General features: G+C 58.7%; 12 protein-coding genes. 11 read left to right on the top strand and 1 reads right to left on the bottom strand.

From position 1 onward, the window contains the following. Positions 1–528 precede the first annotated feature (528 nt). From EB815_RS32390 to asnB, 11 genes are all read left to right on the top strand, one after another. Positions 529–1,002 (top strand): hypothetical protein, encoded by a 474-nt coding sequence (locus EB815_RS32390; protein WP_155765395.1) that lies wholly within the window; start codon positions 529–531, stop codon positions 1,000–1,002. Positions 1,003–1,019: 17 nt separating this feature from the next. Further along, positions 1,020–2,237: a cytochrome P450 gene (locus EB815_RS32385; RefSeq protein WP_064987096.1), complete on the top strand. Its 1,218-nt coding sequence runs from the start codon at positions 1,020–1,022 to the stop codon at positions 2,235–2,237. Positions 2,238–2,279: 42 nt separating this feature from the next. Continuing rightward, positions 2,280–2,525, top strand: a complete 246-nt coding sequence (locus tag EB815_RS32380; RefSeq protein WP_064987097.1) for a ferredoxin — start codon at positions 2,280–2,282, stop codon at positions 2,523–2,525. Between the two features lie 211 nt (positions 2,526–2,736). Next, a complete protein-coding gene (locus EB815_RS32375) occupies positions 2,737–3,276 on the top strand; it encodes a nuclear transport factor 2 family protein (RefSeq protein WP_064987098.1) in 540 nt (179 codons plus the stop codon). A gap of 357 nt (positions 3,277–3,633) precedes the next feature. Next, positions 3,634–4,689: an LLM class flavin-dependent oxidoreductase gene (locus tag EB815_RS32370; RefSeq protein ID WP_064987099.1), complete on the top strand. Its 1,056-nt coding sequence runs from the start codon at positions 3,634–3,636 to the stop codon at positions 4,687–4,689. A gap of 489 nt (positions 4,690–5,178) precedes the next feature. Then, a complete protein-coding gene (aepX, locus tag EB815_RS32365; protein ID WP_065005712.1) occupies positions 5,179–6,087 on the top strand; it encodes a phosphoenolpyruvate mutase in 909 nt (302 codons plus the stop codon). A 45-nt stretch (positions 6,088–6,132) separates the two neighbouring features. Continuing rightward, complete coding sequence (locus tag EB815_RS32360) at positions 6,133–7,323, top strand: aminotransferase class I/II-fold pyridoxal phosphate-dependent enzyme (RefSeq protein WP_065005713.1); 1,191 nt, start codon at positions 6,133–6,135, stop codon at positions 7,321–7,323. Positions 7,324–7,349: 26 nt separating this feature from the next. Further along, positions 7,350–8,168 (top strand): phosphocholine cytidylyltransferase family protein, encoded by an 819-nt coding sequence (locus EB815_RS32355; RefSeq protein WP_064987145.1) that lies wholly within the window; start codon positions 7,350–7,352, stop codon positions 8,166–8,168. Continuing rightward, positions 8,165–8,764 carry a phosphatidylcholine/phosphatidylserine synthase gene (locus EB815_RS32350; RefSeq protein ID WP_064987102.1) on the top strand — a complete coding sequence of 200 codons (600 nt, stop codon included), beginning with the start codon at positions 8,165–8,167 and terminating at the stop codon, positions 8,762–8,764. The genes EB815_RS32355 and EB815_RS32350 overlap by 4 nt, the downstream gene beginning before the upstream one ends. 30 nt (positions 8,765–8,794) lie before the next feature. Next, the gene (locus EB815_RS32345) at positions 8,795–9,709 is read left to right on the top strand and encodes a class I SAM-dependent methyltransferase (RefSeq protein ID WP_065005714.1); all 915 of its coding nucleotides are present in this window, start codon (positions 8,795–8,797) and stop codon (positions 9,707–9,709) included. A gap of 32 nt (positions 9,710–9,741) precedes the next feature. Next, positions 9,742–11,634: an asparagine synthase (glutamine-hydrolyzing) gene (gene asnB / locus EB815_RS32340; RefSeq protein WP_064987104.1), complete on the top strand. Its 1,893-nt coding sequence runs from the start codon at positions 9,742–9,744 to the stop codon at positions 11,632–11,634. A 38-nt stretch (positions 11,635–11,672) separates the two neighbouring features. Here the strand turns inward: asnB and EB815_RS32335 are convergent, their stop codons facing one another. Further along, entirely contained in the window at positions 11,673–12,980 is a 1,308-nt protein-coding gene (locus EB815_RS32335; protein WP_065005715.1) for an alkaline phosphatase family protein, read from the bottom strand. Positions 12,981–13,026 lie beyond the last annotated feature (46 nt).

The following is a 13,026-nucleotide window of genomic DNA, read 5'->3' as shown; positions in this document are numbered from 1 at the left end:
GAGGGCATCCCCTTTATGCGTTTCAATCCGCGAACCTCTTTGTCCGAAGCTGGACAAAAATGTCGGAAGTCGGACCGGAAGGTCGCCGGGTCGCACAGAAAATAGGTGGCTCGTATTCGGCGCGGTCGGGGCTAACCTGACGAGGGTCCCTCCGGCCTCCGGCCTACGCGCTTCGGCCTATCGACGCCCCCAGACAGCTTCGAAGTCGACGATGGGTAAAAAAGCCAGCACGTCCATTGGCAAACTGGCCATGTGCATCTTCCTGAACTGCGCTTGCGTGAGGCGGGCACGGTCCCAAGTGACGGAAAACCGCCTTGTGCTCTCGGAGCATTTGAAGCTGCCGCGACTTTGCTGTCGGGTATGTCAGGTCCGCGACACGGCTGTGCTCCGCCAGGCTTGCGGCTGCGCATTCGTTCAAGCTGTTGAATGATACGCAGAAAATCTCCTGCAAGGCTCTTTCCGCGCCGTTGGCACGACTTTTGAAGCTGTGTTGTTGAGACGGCAGGAGATACCGACTGGCGTCCATTCGTGAGTGAAATCGCGCTCAATGCAAAGAAGGAAGACAACATGTCAGGCCAGCGTCAGTTCAAATTCTATCCGAAACGGGCATTGCCTTTGGAATGCAATATCGACCGGCGTGGCTTGCGTCACCATCACAATCGCCCGGCACCGGCCAATGGCCACCGATCGACCTGGAGATACGATTCGACCAGCATGTGCTTGTCCCTGTCCTCTCGCCGGCGCTCGAGGAGACCGGCGAGCGCGTCGGCGGCCAAGCGGCCTTTCGCGTGCCGCGCTGCGGATATCCTCGATGAGATGACTGACCCCGAACCGCTTTGGAGCAAGAGCTTCATTCCGGCTCGCAACTCGAAGCTGGAAAACGCCGCGTCTCCGACGATTTCGCTCGTCGGCTCTTTGGCGGCCAGACAGCGGTCTGGCCAAGAGGGTTACAAGTTGCCGGATGGCCAAGATGCAATGCCGCGCAGCCTGGTTGGTGGTTAGACGGCAGAAAAAGTCCAATGGCGCTCAACCAGGTTCCGGATCATGTCCCGCCCGAAATGGTGGGGGACTTCAGCCTGTTCACGTCGCCTGGCATGCTGCCGACGCCCGACGGGGACCCGCAGGCCGCTACTGCTTGCGTTCATGCCGGGCCACCGATCTTTTATTCCCCCTTTAACACACGCGATGGCCGAGGCACCTGGGTCATCACTCGCGCCACAGACCAGCGCAGGGTGCTGCAAGACGCTGATACCTTCTCCAGCCATCGAAGCATCTTCGCCTCCGCGCTTGGCGAGAACTGGCCGATGATCCCGCTTGAACTCGATCCACCGGCCCATGGCGTCTTTCGCTCGCTACTCAATCCGCTGCTCTCGCCCAAGCGGGTGACGGCACTCGAACCGGCTGTCCGTGAGCGAGCGATAGCCCTGATCGACAGCATCGCCGCATCGGGCACGAGCTGCGACGTCATGAAGGATTTTGCCTTGCCTTTTGCGGTAAGCATCTTCCTTCGCCTTCTTGGGCTACCCGATCACCGACTCCATACATTTGTCGGCTGGGCGAACGACCTGCTCCACGGCGACGATGTCAAAAGACCGGCGGCGGCCCGGACGATCCTGGCGTTCATCGACGAGCTCGCGGCCATGCGCCGCGAGGAACCGGTCGACGATTTCATGACCTTCATCTTGCAGGCACAGGTCGAGGGCCGGCGGCTGACCGACGAGGAAGTCCGTGGCATCGGCGTGCTCGTGTTCGTCGCGGGACTTGACACGGTCGCTGCAGCGATTGGCTTTGACCTGGCCTTTCTCGCGCGTCATCCCGAAGAACAGGAACTGCTGCGGAGCGAACCGAACCGAATCGTGCTCGCAGCCGAAGAGTTGCTGCGTGCCTATCCGACCGTGCAGATTATCAGGGTGGCAAGGAAAGATATCGACTTCGAAGGCGCGCCGATCCGTAAGGGGGACTATGTTTCCTGCGCGACGATGATTGCCAATCGCGATCCGGCGGAATTTGAATGTCCCGAAACGATAGATCTCATGCGCGAGGACAACCGCCACGCCGCCTTTGGCTATGGTCCCCACCGCTGCCTTGGCTCACACCTTGCCCGGCGAGAGATTGTTATTGGCCTGGAGGAATGGTTGGCGCGCCTCCCGGCCTTCCGGATCAAGGAAGGTACAGCGCCCATCGCCTATGGCGGCCATGTGTTTGGGATCGAAAATCTGATCGTCGACTGGTCCTGACCAAGAAGTCTTCAGCCACGGCACAGACAATGGAGGAGCGCCATGCACATCGTCGTCCACAAAACCAAGTGCCAGGGTCACGCACGATGCTGGGCGCAAGCTCCGAACATCTTCAAGCTTGATGATGAGGGCTACGTCCTGCCTGGCGACATCAATGTCGCGCAAGAGGACGAACTGCTCGCGTCACGGGCCGTGCGATCCTGCCCCGAAAGTGCGCTGGAAATCGATCGCACGTCGGCCGCGCGGTTCGAACCAGCCGACATGCAACCAAGCGCTGGGGAAGCTTAGGTGGAATCACGAGACGTGGCCCCAAACCGCAAGGCAAGATGTCCGGCCGCTTCCCTGCCTATCTCCTCTCCGGCATCGAGACCTCAATGACACGCACGCGACGCGTGAAGTTCGTCTCCGTTCTGGCTTCTTCGGTTGCCGATCGGTTCGTCCTTACATGCACCTAGAGGCACGAAGCGCCTCTTCCAATCTCAAAATTTGCGACAGAGCGATGAGCCAGGCAAAAATCACCGAACTGCGCGACCGCGAGGCGATCCGCGACTGCCTTTATCGGTACTGCCGCGGCATAGACCGCGCGGATGAGGCTGCGCTGCGCAGTGCGTATTGGCCCGATGCGCATGACAATCACGGTGCCTATTGCGGCTCAGCCGAGGGCTTTTTTGAGGTTGCGTTTGGTCTCTTCAAGACCGGACCGCGGTTAATCCACCAGATCACGAACGTATTGATCGAGTTCATCGACCCGGCGGAGGCCGTGGTTGAAAGCTATTTCACCGCGCTGCAACGCGGACCAGACAACGACGGAGAAGCACGCCAGGTGCTTCTCTGCGGCCGTTACTGCGACCTGTTTCAGAAGAGGGAAGGGGCGTGGCGCATTGCCGAACGGACCGTCGTTTACGATTGGCTCGAAGAGCAGACCCCACCAGCGGTCCCCGAGGCAGAACGGTTCGGCTTACGGCAACCGATCGGAGCAGCGCATCCCAATGACCCGGTTTACGCGCTCAAGAAGCGCCGCAGCTCGTCATCAAGATGAAAATGCAAAGCTGACACCACAATGCTTTCCAAGGCTCCCAACTGGAGAGCCGCATCGCGGGAGCGGTCCTGGAACGCAACACGTCTACCGGTATGGAAACTTGCGGTCACCAGGACGTCTTGCAATGCCGCGACCGGCTGGCTCGCGTCGAGGACGCTGGCTGCGGAGAGGTTCATGTGGAGCGGGCAGGACGGGTCGTCATCATTACTGGAGCGGCAGGCGGGATCGGCCGCCGAACGATAGGCAGCTCTGCGCAAGATGGTCGATTACGTCGCCGCCGGATCGATACCCCGGCCCACCCGCAATCGGCACAAGTCGAAGGCTTGATTGGCCACTTTGTGTAAACGAGGAAACGCCATGGAATTCGCGACGTTCATCTTGGCGGCCCAGCGAGGCTATCATCAATCGTGCGACAGCGTCATCGGTAACTCCATAGAACAGGCAATCGCTTCGGAGCAGGCCGGCTTCAACACCGCATGGTTCGCCGAGCACCACTTCAACAATTACAGCCTGGTTCCCTCGCCCTTGATGATGGTGGCACACTGTGCTGGCCTCACGAGCACCATCGGCCTCGGCACCGGCGTCTGTGTGCTGCCGCTATATCAACCGCAGCGCCTGCTCTCCGAGATCGGCTTTGCCGATATCGTTTCGAACGGCCGCCTCGAACTCGGCGTCGGCTCGGGATACCAGCAGTTCGAGTTCGAGCGCTTCGGCGTCGATGTCGATCAGGCGCCGGCCATGTTTGCGGAATATCTGGATATCCTTCTCAAGGGCCTTAACCAGCAGGTCTTCGAGCACAATGGCCAGTATGAGAAGATACCTTTAACGGCGATTTCGCTGCGCACCATCCAAAGGCCAGCCCCACCGATCTGGATCGCCTGCGGTTCCGCGCGAAGCATGTGCCGTGCCTATCGTGAGGGCCACAATCTTTTCGTCACGGCGTTCCACTACGGCTTGGAAAACATAAGAATGCTGCGTGAGACCATCGAGGCGGCAGCGGCCTCGCGGGGTAAGGATGTCACGGCCGCCAAGATAGCGCTTCTGCGCTGCTGCTATGCCAGCGACGATCAGGCTGAGATCGACAGCTATCTCGACAACGCCCGCTTCCAGCGCCGGCTATCTGAAGCACTTCATCAGCGTCGCCAGCAGAGCCGGGACGGCTATCTGCTGCAGGAAACACCGACGCAGCAGGACCTGTCGTTCGAGACCATGCGCCAGAACCTGCCGATCGGCAGCGTAAGTCGCGTCATCGATCGCCTGCTGGAAGAGATAAGTGTCCTTAAGCCGGACCAGATCGCAATTCAGACCCAATTGGGAGATTTCGACCAAAAGACGATGCTACGCCAGATTGAGCTCTGGGGAGACAAGATCATTCCAGCGATCAACAAGGCGCTCGGTCACGTCAAGGCTTGAAGTTCCGGGCGGCCGCTGGGGTTGTTGAAATCTCGCGTGCCGATGCTCGGCAATTCGTCCATGCGGCCTGGATAGACAATCAAGCCGCCTGGCGATTGCCGGGATCGAAGACCAACGCCGTCCGTCACCTTGCCTGCACGGACCGCAGGTCTTCCGCTCCTTGGGCCACCCCGCTTGAGATCGTTGATCGGCAGCGTGGCGGGCCAGCCGCCACGGCGCAGACGAATAGCCACTCCCACGACCCCTCTTGTGTCCGAAGTTGGACGAGGATGTCGCAAGCCCGACCAAAGGGCCTGGCACGCGTATGGAGAATGGGTGCGGCGCAGGTGGGGCGCCATTTCGGCACGCGCCTTGCTTCATTCATTCTGTCCGGTGCACGACAGTGGCAGATCGCCGATCGGTGGGCAGAGCGGTTCGTCACTGAAAGTACTTCGTGCGGCAGCAATGACAGGCTTGTCGGCTGGATAGCGTCGGTGGAGGTGAGACCGCATGGTGGAGAGGCAGTCTGGTGCGCAGACGCGCGAGAGCTTGCGCCGAATGATCGCGTCCGGTGAACTCGCCTTCGCAATGGAGGCTCATGACGGCCTTTCGGCTGCGATTGCCGAGCGCGCTGGCTTCAAGGCGCTCTGGGCGTCCGGCCTCTCGATTTCATCCAGTCTCGGATATCGAGATGCGAACGAAGCTTCCTGGTCCCAACTCGTCGATGTGGTTGAGCGAATTTCCGACACGGTGGACATTCCAGTCCTCGTCGACGGGGACAGCGGGTTCGGGAACTTCAACAATGCCCGTTTGGTCGCCCGCAAGCTGCGCCAACATGGCGCGAGCGGCATATGTCTCGAGGACACGGCGTTCCCGAAAATGAACTCGTTTATCGGTGATCGGCACCCGTTGGCCGATATTCCCGAGTTCTGCGGCCGGCTTAAGGCGGTGAAGGACCAAGTGCCGGATGCGGAGTTCGTTCTGGTCGCCCGGATCGAGGCGCTCATCGCCGGCCGCGAAGAGGATGAGGCGCTGGCGCGAGCACAAGCCTACGCTGAGGCCGGCGCCGATGCTATTCTGATTCATTCCCGCAAGTCCAACGCTGAGCAGATTTTCGCCTTCACGCGCGCCTGGCAGAACCGCCTTCCGGTCGTGATCGTGCCTACGAAATATTACCGCACACCGGTCTCCGCGTATCGGGCGGCCGGAATCTCCACGGTCATCTGGGCGAACCACAACATGCGCGCGGCGATATCGGCCATGCGCCAGGTCTGCGACCGTATCCTCCGCGAAGAAAGTATCGCCGGTATCGAGGACGAGGTGGCGACCCTCGATGAACTCTTCGATCTGCTCAATTACCAGGAACTCTCAGCGGCGGAAGAGAAATATCTGCCGCAGACGGCGACCGGCGTGCGGTAGCAGCCCCAGCCCGTCTTTTGAAAGCAAACGAAAACGGGAGCGCACATGCTTGCGCATCGGACAAACCTGTTCGCTACATCGGGTACCGCCGCAGCGCGCGCTGCAGCAAAAGCGGCGGCCGATGCTGGCAAGGAGATCATCGATCTGACCGCCGGCGAGATCTGGAGCGAGCTTGCTCCCACGATTCGCGACGGCGCGATCGACGCCATCAATAACGGCGTCAATCGCTATACCGATACCGTTGGCAATGTGGAGCTGCGCGAGGCACTGTCGCGGAAGATATCCCGCGCTACCGGCCAGATCTGGAAGGCCGAGGAAGTTGCCGTGACGTGCGGAGCGAAGCAGGCCTTGTTCAACGCCGCAATGGTGCTTCTAAACCCAGGCGACGAGGTCATCATCCCGGCGCCTTACTGGACAACGTTTCCCGCCCAGGTCCTAATCGCCGGCGGCACACCGGTATTCGTCGACACCAAATCAAACGGTTACGTCCCGCGCCCCGAGCACATCAAGGAGGCGGTCACCGAACGCACGCGGGCGATCGTCGTCAACACGCCCAGCAATCCGGGCGGTGCGGTCTACGATGTTGAAACCCTGATGGCCATCGCTCAACTGGCAGTCAGCCGCAACCTGTGGATCATTTTTGACGAGTGCTATGGCGACTTCATATATGGGCATCATACCCACCACCCGATCGTCTCGGTCGCTCCCGACATTCGAGCACGCGCGCTGATCGTCAACTCCTTCAGCAAATCGCTGGCATTGACCGGTTGGCGCATCGGTTATCTGGCGGGTCCAAAAGAGGTGATCAATGGCGTCAAGGCCCTGCAATCGCACACCACTTCGAATCCAAACGTAATTGCCCAGCACGCGGTGCTCGCCCACTTGCAAAGGGGGGGCTCGGACTATGAAAGCAAGCTGCGTTCACGCCTGACAAGCACCAGGCGGGTCGGTCTCGACGCGCTTTCTTCGTTGACGCGTGTACCGGTCGCCAAGGCGCAAGGGGGCTTTTATTTCTATCTCGATCTTTCCCGTCTGCTGCGACCGGGATCGAAAGACGGCGCCTCAACGACGGCCGACGATGTCGTGACGGCTCTGCTTGCCGAAACTGGCGTCGCAGCTGTGCCGGGCACTGCGTTCAGTGACCCCGCCGGCCTGCGCCTGTCCTATGGAATTCCACCTGAAAAACTCGCGACCGGCCTGGCCCGGCTCGTCGAATTCCTCAATGCCTGGAAATGACACACACAACGAAAGAGGTCAATGAGATGCCTCCCGCTGCTCCCAGGAAAGCCGTCATTCTCGCTGCTGGCTTCGGCTCCCGCCTGCGTCCGCTGACCGATCTGTGTCCCAAGCCCCTCATCGAAGTCAACGGCACACCGATACTTCACAATGCCCTGTGGAACCTCCAGGCGGTGGGAGTTGAAGAGGTGACGATTGTTGTCGGCTATCGCAAGGATGCCATTCGCCATGCGTGTGGCAAACGCTTCGGGAGACTTGAAATCAACTATGTCGAGTCCTCGGTCTTCGACAAGACGGGGAGCGCCTACTCGCTCTGGCTGGCGCGCGACACGCTTCTTTCGGGCGACTGTTATCTCCTCGAAGGTGACGTCTTTTTCGAAGAAGATGCGCTGCGCCACCTGATCTTGGGGGAGGCGGCAAATGCCGCCGCGGTCGCGCCGTTCGATCCATCCATGGAAGGGTCGGCAGCCGTCCTTTCCAGCGACGGCTTCATATCCGAAGTCCGATTGAAGCAGACGGCAGCAAACCTGGTATCAGGCAGCCCGGCGCTCTTCAAGATGATGAACCTCATCCGGTTCTCTGGAGCCGAACTCCAAACGGTGATCGTGCCGGTCCTCCACGACCTGATCGGCTCGGGCGCGATCAAAGCCTATACCGAGGAGTTGCTCGCGCATCTCATCGAGCAGCGCGGACTGCAACTCGCCGCGGTGCGATGCGACGATTTGCGATGGTACGAGATCGACAGTGAACAGGACCTGCGGGTGGCGGAAAGGATTTTCGCCTTCGAGCGACCTCACGGACATAGTACCGGCGCGCCGGCCGCCGTGGCGGGGGTAGGACGATGATCCGCTATCTGTTCGACGCTGCAAATGCCATTACGGCCCTTGGGCTGACCTTGGCCACCACGGCGATCTACTTTGCTTTGATCGGGCGCTTCGAGATTGGCATCTGTTTCGGCTTGTGGGCTCTTTTGGCGGATGATGCCGACGGCATGGTCGCGAAGAGTTCGCCGAACCGGTCCGCTTTGACGGCACAACTGGGTGGCGCGTTGGACGGGCTGCTTGATTTGGTCTACGCAGCCGTCTTTCCAGCGGTTCTGATTTTGTCCTTCAACGCGTTCTCCGTTTCCGCCTTGTTGGCTGCCAACTGCCTCATCCTGTCGGGGGCTCTGCGCCTCAGCTACTTTTCGACGTTCGGACTGGACGCTGACGGATTCGGCAGAGGATTGCCGTTGAACAACAACCTCTTCGTGTTGGCGTTGCTCTTCGTCGCCGACCATCACTTGCCAGTGCAAGGCCTGGGCAACCTATTGATCGGTGCAGGATTTGTGCTGTCGGTCCTGCATCTTTCAAATTTCAAATTTCCCGGTACCGGCAATGCGTTGCGCTTGGCCAATCTTACACTGGTCGCAGCCGGATCTGTCGCCTTGCTCACAAAGTGAATCAGTTTGTAGCTATAGGGAAGAGAATACATGGAAAGCTCTTTCGAGATCGAAACTCGCACCGTCTTTGATCGCTACCAGCGCCAGCAGGAGAATGACGACCACATATTCGACAGGTTGGTCTCTCTGATCGAGGAGGACTATTTCGGCCTGCCAACCGGTAGCTTCCGCGGCCTTGATGTCCTGGATGCGGGCTGCGGCTCCAATGCGAATGCGTCCTATGCGTTTCTCGACAAGGGGGCCCGAAACGTTGTTTCGCTTGAATTGAGCAATGATTGGATGGATTGCGCGCGCAAGCGGCTCAGCCGATTTGGGCCGCGCTCGGAACTGGTCGCTGGCAGTGTGCTCGATCTGCCGTTTGACGACTTCAGTTTTGATTTTGTCCATTGCGCAGGGGTTTTGCCGCATACCAGGGATCCGAAAAAAGGCTTTGAAGAGCTTGCCCGTGTAACCCGCCCCGGCGGCAGCTTCTTCTTGACGATTATGGGTACCGCCAACGGCGTCATTTACCGATGCATCAATCACTTGCGAGAACTCTACCAAAGCGACGAACAATTCCGCAGTTCCATTGACAATCTAGATGCATCCACCGCACGCGAAGCCATCGACTGGCTGTTGAGAACAAAGGACGGCGAAGAAAAGGAATATATCCCTGGCGAAAACGAATTCTTTCGGAGTCTTTTTGATGATGATTTGTTCGTGACGATTCGGGATCGCTTCCAGGCGCCGACCTATCACCAGTTCGCCTTCACAGAGGTGCAAATCCGAGGCTGGTATGGCGAGTGCGGCTTCGAGAAGATCCGCAGGATCTCAAGGTATACAAAAAATTTCCATAATCTTCGGCGCTTTCTCGCTCCGATGTACCGTCATTATGACCACCCGCTGGCCCGCTTCTGGTTCGGCGATGGCTGCATCCAGATGATCGGCGAAAAGCCGAGCACGTAGTTGGCGTTATTCGTGCCAAGAGAGCGACCCCAATGTGCGGAATCTTTGGGATAGTCCTCAAAACCGAGGGGACACCCGTTTGTGCTGAGGCCGTTGAGCGTTGCGCTGACGCTCTCGCTCATCGCGGGCCTGATGCCAGCGGCTTATACATTGATCAATCGGTCGCATTCGCGCATCGACGGCTATCGATTGTCGACGCTCATTCTCGCGCCAATCAGCCCTATCGCGATGACAATACCGGAGTGGTGGTAACGTACAACGGCGAGATATTCAACTATCGGGAAATTAGAGCTGAATTGAGGGACATGGGTTTTTCCTTTTCGACGGTGTCCGACACCGAGGTTCTAATTCTTAGCTATATTGCTTGGGGAAAGTCATTCCTGAACCGCCTTGACGGGATGTTTGCCTTCGCGCTTTTCGATCCCCGGAACTCGCTTGCTCTCATCGCCCGAGATCGTTTGGGGGTAAAACCCCTTTACTACACGATCTGCGATGTTGGCCTTCTCTTTGCGTCGCAGCCGAACGCTCTCATTCGCTGGCCGGGCGTGATGCGCGGACCCGACATCATCGGCGCGCTCAGTTTTCTTTCCTATCGCGCGGTTGTCGGCGCCAGAACGCTGTTTGCCGGGATTTCCAAGTTAGAGCCCGGCCACCTTCTCGAAATAACAAACGGGCGACACACGTCGGAGCGTTGGTGGAATCTGTCCGAGCGCATTTCGCGATCGAAGCCGGACTATTCCGACATAAGGAGACTATTTGGAAGCGCCGTCGAACGTCAGCTGGTGGCTGACGTACCGGTCGCCGCATTGTTGTCCGGTGGACTTGACTCGAGCATCCTGGCCTATGAGGCATCCGCTCACTCCCAAATCCGTCCGATTTGCTATACCGGCAAGGTCGAGGCCCCCGATTATGACGAGACGGCTTATGCGATGGAGGTCGCCGCTGAATTCGGGCTCATTCAACGGGTCGTTCCAATTGGAGAACCTTCCGATATCAACGCTGTGTCAGAGCTGGTTCGCCTGCGTGGACATCCACTTGGGATGCATAACGAAATCGCAATGTTTACGCTCGCAAAGGCGATTTCGAAGGAGCATAAGGTCGTCCTCACCGGCGAGGGTGCCGATGAGATTTTTGCTGGCTACAGCCGATTGTTCCGTACGCCGTATGACTACAATCGAAGCAAGATCATCGCCGCATTGCCACGTGCTCTTGCCCAGGTCGCACGCCGGCGCCTCGGACTCGACGTCCACTGCTCTCAATTGCAGTTCTTCCTGGCGCGTTACAGCTACTTCCCGACCGATGAAATCCGCTCGCTTGCCATCGATGGGCGGATACGAAGGGAGCACGAGATGGCTCTGTTCGATCACTTCTCGACTCAATTTGCAGAGGCCGGCGGAGATTTCTTTAGCAAGATCTCATATGTTCTCGTCTCTACGCATTTGCCCGCATTGCTGGAAATGGTTGACAACACCACAATGGCAGCTGGGCTTGAAGCTCGCGTTCCTTATACCGATCACCAGCTCGTTACCGCCGCAATGGCGATGCCCGGCTCACAGCGGTTGAGGTGGAGGACTCCAATCGCTTCGGTCCAGGCACTGTGGCATCCGGTTGCTTCCTTCAGCGAACGTCTCGATGTCTCAAAATTCCCCTTAAGAAGGGAATACCGCAGCGTCTTGCCCAGATCTGTTCTATCTCGCAAAAAGATGGGATTTCCGCTGCCGCTGGGTGAGTGGGCCGTTGGCGAGGGAGCAACGGAATATCGAAGGCTGCTGTTTGATAAGGACTCTCCACTGGGAGATTTGTTCGATCCTGCTGCTTTGCGGCGTTGGTTCGAGGAGGGACAACGAAACCCATCAGATTCATTTGGCCGGAAATTCTGGCTGCTCGCCAACCTTGGGATATTCTTCAATGAGGTATTCTCATGACGAATATGCGAGCCCGCAGGCGGGCGGCTGCGGGCATTTTACAGAAGACCCTTTGCCGAAAACGGGGCGTTGGACAATCCCAAGATCTGAGCAATGGTTGGCGTGAACTCTTCAGCGGAGCCCCAGGCAACATTGCAAGGTTGCATTCCCGGGATGCTCAACAGGCATATGCGATCGTCCTCCGCGCTGCCCGGTCGAAAACCGTGGGTCGACAAGTATCGAGGTCTGCCCGTCGGGCCAGCTTCTTGCGTGTCTCCAACGGTCTCCTCGAAGGAGTGTCCAGGAGGTGCGACATAGGTCGCTATGCAATCGCGTTCATTTACCGGAACATGGTCGCTCGACCACGGCTCCACTTGGAAGCGCGCCAACAGTCCGTCTGCGATTCTGCGGTCATGAGCTCCGTCAACCAGGACATGGAGCGTCGCTCCTTCACTTTCCCAAAGCAAGTCAGGGATGATCGCATCCGGATAAATGGTTGTGTGGACGGCGCTATGTCCATGGTCACTTGCGACTACGATCGCGTAATCGTCTTCCCGCCCGACTCGCCTCAGTCCTTCGATGAGAGCGCCAATCATCATGTCGGCCGCGGCGACAGACCAATGTGCCGCCTCGCTTTCGTATCCGAACTGATGCTGAATCGAATCCGTCATGTCGATCTCGGTCAAAATGAGATCAGGCGGGTTCTCCGAGCAAGCCAGCGCTCCTGCAGCCCCGATCATGAGATGATCCGCGGCCAGGCCCGCAACGAGAGCAGTGCTCGCAACGGTGTCACTACTGGACGGGAAGCCGAAGAGATCGAACACGCCGGCGGCTCGCAACCGCCCATCTGGATCTTTGATCATGCGCGAGCGAGCGATGCGGTTTTCGGACAGGCTCTTAAATGACCGGCTTCCCTGGAGAAACCCTCGTTCCCACCAGGCCGGCACGAAGACATCGCAATCGGCTGGGTCGATCAACCCAGCGCCGATGGACGCGACATCAAGCCCGCTATTTTTGGCAAGCTTTGCAATTGTCGGAACCCGCAGATCAGACGCGTCGGCGCAGACAAACGAGCCATCTCGCACAATGTGGTTTCCGTAGATCCCGTTCGCTTGAGGCGCCGCGCCGGTTAGCATGCTCGCGCGCCCCGGCATCGACGTTCCCGGCACCGTTGAGCGCAGGCGAGTGATGGACAGACCGTCTCCTGCCAAACGAAGAAGCGTCGGCAACCGATGTTTGTGCTTTTCGAAATAGTCCGCGCTTACGCCGTCCATGAGGATCAGAATCGCTTTCGTAGGAGCGCGCGGCTTTATCGAGGCAGGCGTGTGAAAACGAGCGGTAGGCCTGGATGGATTGGTGTGGGTCATTTTGCACCTGGAAGAGACCGATCGAAACCAAAGCCCCCTATAGGCT

This window comes from Mesorhizobium loti, assembly GCF_013170705.1.
GTDB lineage: Bacteria > Pseudomonadota > Alphaproteobacteria > Rhizobiales > Rhizobiaceae > Mesorhizobium > Mesorhizobium loti_D.
Note: the sequence above shows the minus strand (reverse complement) of the source record. Positions and strands in the feature narration are given on the sequence as shown.